We start from the raw sequence: 2,839 nt of genomic DNA, 5'->3' as shown, positions 1-2,839 counted from the left end.
GTCCCACACCGCCTCGACCAGCGTGCGGTAGTGGTGCTCCGCCTGTTCCGGCGCGGCGTTCACGAAGGCGTCGATCAGGGCGTCGGTGGCGTGGGCGGTGGCTGCGTTCACGGGGCGTCCTTCCTGCATCGGTGCGGCGTCACCGGCATCACCCGGCTCCCTGCGTGACCGGCGCGCCGACTCGCGCGCTCACCTGCGCGCTGACCTGCGACGAAAGGGCCGGTCGTGGGGATGCTGCCAGTGCCGCACGCGCCGCCGCATCTTCTGGACTGCCCTCCTTACGAGGGCCGCGGGGCCGCCGGGACGCGCTTGCGGGACGGACGCCGTCGACGGGTCGCCCGGGGACCCCCGAGCCCCGCCTGCGGAACGGACGCACCGACGAACCCACCCGGGGACCGCCGGGACACGCCTGCGGGACGAACACCGGACGGGTCACCCGGGGACCGCCGGGACACGCCTGCGGGACGAACACCGGACGGGTCACCCGGGGACCGCCGGGACACGCCTGCGGGACGAACACCGGACGGGTCACCCGGGGGCCCCGGGCCCCGCCTGCGGGACGGTCGCCACCGGCGAGCCGCCCGGAGGCCGTCGCGTGCCGGGACGCGTCGGCGGCCCCCATCGAGCACCGGGGACCACGGAGCAATCGACAAGATGCGGGGCCGTTCCGCGGCGGCGCACGATACGGCTGGACGCACGTGTTTCGGGATCCGTCCCGCCGGGCGAGCCCTGTGACCTCCTTCAGTGAGCCGCGGCCTTCACGCGCGGACCGACTCTCCTCGGAGCGCTTCATGCATCCCTTCCGTATCGACATCCCGCAGGACCAGCTCGACGACCTGCACCGACGGCTGGAGGCGACCCGCTGGCCCGACGAACTGCCCGGTGTCGGCTGGAGCCGCGGGGTGCCGCTCGGTTATCTGAAGGAGCTCGCCGAGTACTGGCGCACGTCGTTCGACTGGCGTGCGGCCGAGGCCCGCCTGAACGCGCACCCGCAGTTCGTCACCGAGATCGACGGCGCCCCCGTGCACTTCCTGCACATCACCTCGCCCGAGCCGGACGCGACGCCGCTGCTGCTCACGCACGGCTGGCCGGGTTCGGTCGCCGAGTTCCTCGACGTGATCGGCCCGCTGTCCGACCCGAGGTCCCACGGCGGCGACCCGGCGCAGGCGTTCCACCTGGTCATCCCGTCGATCCCGGGCTACGGGTTCTCCCGTCCGCTGCCGGAGAAGGGCTGGGACACGGCCCGTATCGCCCGCGCCTGGGCCACGCTGATGGAGCGTCTGGGATACGACCGGTACCTGGCGCAGGGCGGTGACGCCGGCGCGGTGATCTCCCTGGAGCTCGGGCGGATCGACCCCGAGCACGTCATCGGCGTTCACGTGAACATGCTGATGACCTTCCCCTCGGGCGATCCGGCCGAGCTCGCCGGGCTCGGTCCGGCCGACCAGGCCCGCCTGGGCAAGCTGGCCCGCTTCGACGCGGAGCTGTCGGGCTACATGAAGGTCCAGCAGACCCGCCCGCAGACGCTGGCCTACGCGCTGACCGACTCGCCGGTGGGCCAGCTCGCCTGGATCGTGGAGAGGTTCCTGGACTGGACCTCGGCCGAGCAGCGGCCCGAGGAGGCGGTCGACCGCGACCTGCTGCTGACCGTCGTGTCGATCTACTGGCTGACGGCCACGGCCGGTTCGTCGGCCCAGTTCTACTTCGAGGGCGCCGAAGGGGTGCGGGCCGCCGCCTCCGGCGCGGTCCCGCCGCCGCTGACGGTGCCGGTGGGCGTCGCCGTCTTCCCCGACGACATCTTCGTTCCCATCCGCAGCCTCGCCGAGCGCGACCTGCCCCACCTCACGCACTGGACCGAGTTCGAACACGGCGGGCACTTCGCCGCGATGGAACAGCCGGCCGCCCTGACCGGCGACATCCGCGCCTTCGCCCGCTCCCTCACGTCCGCGACCGCCAACGCCGCCTGAGCCGACACCCGTTCAGACAGAGAAGAGGCCGTACATGACCACCCCGACCGTGATCGACGTCTGGCTGGGCGACCTGACCTTCCCCGGCTACATGGACCGGCTGCACCGGCTGGGCGCCGAGTTCGAGAAGGCCCACCCCGAGTACCGGATCAACATCGAGGGCCGGGACTTCCGCAACCTGTCGAAGGAGATCGCCGAGGCGGCCGACGCGGGCCGCCCGCCGGCGATCGGCGAGTTCTACTTCGCCGTCACCCAGGCCGCGTACGACATGCGCGGGCGTGACGGCAAGCCGCTGTTCACCTCGGTGCAGCAGGCGATCGCCGGCCGCACCGAGATCCTCGGCGAGCCGGTCGTCGTCGACGACCTGCTGCCGGCCGTGCGCGAGCACTACTCCCGCGACGGCGACCTGGTCTCGATGCCCGCCGTGGTGACGGCGATGCTGATCTACGGCAACCAGGACCTGCTGCGCGCCGCCGGTGTCGAGCGGCTGCCCACCACCTGGGAGGAGCTGGAGGTGGCCTGCGAGGCGGTCGCGGCCCTCCCGGACGGCCCGGGCCACGCGGTGACCTGGGCCAACCACGGCCTGTTCTTCCAGCAGGCGCTGGCCGTCCAGGGCGGGCACCTGGCCGACCACGACAACGGCCGCTCGGGCCGGGCCTCCCGCCTGGACCTGTCGTCCAAGGAGATGCTCACCTTCGTCGAGTACTGGCAGCGGCTGCACCGGGCGGGCCACTACCTGTACACCGGCAAGATCCCGGACTGGGAGGGCAACCTCAAGGCCTTCGCCGACCAGGACGTGGCGCTGCGCATCACCTCGTCCAACGACCTCAACTACATGGCCCAGGCGGCCGAGCACGCCGGGTTCGGGATGA

Annotated in this window: 2 protein-coding genes; both read left to right on the top strand. The window is 72.5% G+C overall.

Translation table 11 applies throughout. From position 1 onward, the window contains the following. The first annotated feature begins 791 nt into the window (after positions 1 to 791). Positions 792 to 1,967, top strand: a complete 1,176-nt coding sequence (locus tag B7767_RS41095) for an epoxide hydrolase family protein (protein ID WP_085576317.1) — start codon at positions 792 to 794, stop codon at positions 1,965 to 1,967. A gap of 34 nt (positions 1,968 to 2,001) precedes the next feature. Next, on the top strand, positions 2,002 to 2,839 hold an 838-nt coding region (locus B7767_RS41090), incomplete at its 3' end, for an ABC transporter substrate-binding protein (RefSeq protein ID WP_143652958.1).

Source organism: Streptomyces sp. 13-12-16 (assembly GCF_002114215.1).
Classification (GTDB): domain Bacteria; phylum Actinomycetota; class Actinomycetes; order Streptomycetales; family Streptomycetaceae; genus Streptomyces.
This window is presented reverse-complemented; position numbering and strand designations above follow the sequence as displayed.